The 2,006-nt window shown below is 73.7% G+C and carries 1 protein-coding gene and 1 pseudogene; both read right to left on the reverse strand.

The window, feature by feature from the left end; all coding sequences use genetic code 11:
* A pseudogene (locus G3N62_RS35220) lies at window positions 1-901 on the reverse strand (cellulose biosynthesis protein); the annotation flags it as partial.
* Window positions 886-2,006: cellulose synthase complex periplasmic endoglucanase BcsZ (gene bcsZ, locus G3N62_RS35225; RefSeq protein WP_206141534.1), on the reverse strand; the 1,121-nt coding region annotated here is incomplete at its 5' end. The pseudogene G3N62_RS35220 and the gene bcsZ, both read right to left, overlap by 16 nt.

Genomic DNA, 2,006 nt, shown 5'->3' on the forward strand with positions numbered 1-2,006 from the left:
TCTGCTGCGCGATGTAGTCGGGGTCGCGTTCGAGCCGGCGCTGCGCGTCGCGCTGCCGGTCGAGACCGGCCGCACGGTCGCGGAATTCGGTGTCGTCCGGCGTGAGCGCGAGATACGCATGCAGCGCGTCGAGATACGCGGGATCGTCGCCGGCCGACTGCAGCACGCGGCGCCACAGCGACATCGCCTCGGTATGGTCGGCATCGTCCCGCTTCGCGAGTGACCAGGCGATCCGGTTGGCCTCCGCGCGCGTATCGGCATGCTGGTTCAGCAACCGCGCCAGCGCCATGGCCGCGCTGGTGTCCTGCGGATCGGCCGCGACCCTGCGGCGCAGCGCGGCAAGCGCCGACTCGCGGCCACCCGGCGCATTCGCGCGGATCTCGTAATACTCGGCGCCAAGCGCACCCGACGGCGCGCCGTTCGGAAACAGCGCGACGATCCGCCGCGCGGCTTCGTCGGCGCGGCCGCTGCGCGCGAGCAGGCGAATCTGCGCCATCTCGCCGCGCCCGCTCGTCGCGACACGGTATTCGTCGGCCACGCGCCGCGTGGCGGGCGCATTCGGCGACTGCGCCTGCAGGCGCGCCAGCGACGCCTGCGCGCCTTTCGCGTCGCCGAGCCGCAGCAGCACGCGGACCTGTTCGGCCAGCAGCTCGGGATCGCCCGGCGCGATCAGCAGACCCTTGCGCAGCGCATCGCGCGCGAGATCGTCGCGATGCTTGACGCCCCACATCCGCGCGGTGTCGAGCTGACGCTGCGCGTCGGCCGACGCGGCAGTCGCCGGCGCCGCGGGGTTCGCCATCGCCGTGCCGGATGCGGCGCCCGGCGCCGCCGCGCACATCGACGACGCGAGCCACGCGAATCCCGCGACGTGCGGCGCGGCGCGTTTCAGCGGGCGGCGCACGAGCGGCCTCCCCAGCGGGTGTCGAGCGTGCCGTCCGCGCCGAACCGGTAGCGGCCATCGCGCCAGCCGAGGCCGAACAGCGTCAGCACGCTCGTGTAATAGCCGGGCGCCGACTGCCGCGCGAGCGTATCGACGCGGGCCGCCTGCGCATCGGCAAGCGCGTGCTGGCCGCGCGCATCGAGGAACGGCACGGCCGCCGCCGAAAACCCGCCGTTGCCGTCGTTCGGCCCCGCGACGCCCGTCGTCGTATCGACCTTCTCCGGCGGTGCGCCATGCGCGGCGATATGGTCGGCGAACGGCGCGAAGCGTGCGAGCAGCGGCGCGGCGAGCGGATCGGCACGGTCGAGCATGCCGGCCCACAAATACACGCGGATCGCGTTGTACGCGCTCTCCGCGTGCGTCTGCGGATCGGGGCCGAAGCCCGTGCCCGCGCGATACAGCGCCCAGTCCGGCGAGAAACCCTTCGGCGCCGTGTCGAGCAGCACGCGCCCGGTGCTGGATGCCAGTGCGGCCCAGCGCCGGTCGTCGGGCAGGCGCGCGCCGAGCGCGCGGATCACCTGCGGCGGCGAATAACTCGGATTCACGCGGAACTGGCCGTTGGCGAGCCTGAACCCGGTCGACCCGGGCAGCAGCGTGAGGCCGAGGCCCGGCACGGTCGCCGTCTCGTCGTCGAGCACGCGCTTCGCGAGCAGCGCGCCGCGTGCCGTATAGCTGCGCTCGTGCCACAGCCGGCCGGCCTCGACGAGCGCGTACGCGATCCACAGATCGGCGTCCGACGCCGCGTTGGCGTCGAGCACGCGCCACGCGCCGTCGGGCGCGCGGCCCCACAGCCACGCGGGCAGATGCGCGCTCAGGTCGCCCTGCGCGAGGTTGTTCTCGGTCCATGCGAGGATCGTGTCGAACGTGCGCCGGTCGTTCGCGACCAGCGCGAAGAAAAGTCCATAGGCCTGCCCCTCCGACACCGTGCGCGAATCGGCCGAGCCGACGTCGATCACGCGGCCGTCGGCCGAGATGAAATCGCGCTTGAACGCATCCCAGCGCGGCCACGCCGCACTGCATCCCGCGCTGGCCGCATCGGTCGCGCCGCCCCCGGCCGCGTGCGCCC

This window comes from Burkholderia sp. Tr-20355 (assembly GCF_017104685.1).
GTDB classification, from domain to species: Bacteria; Pseudomonadota; Gammaproteobacteria; order Burkholderiales; family Burkholderiaceae; genus Burkholderia; species Burkholderia seminalis.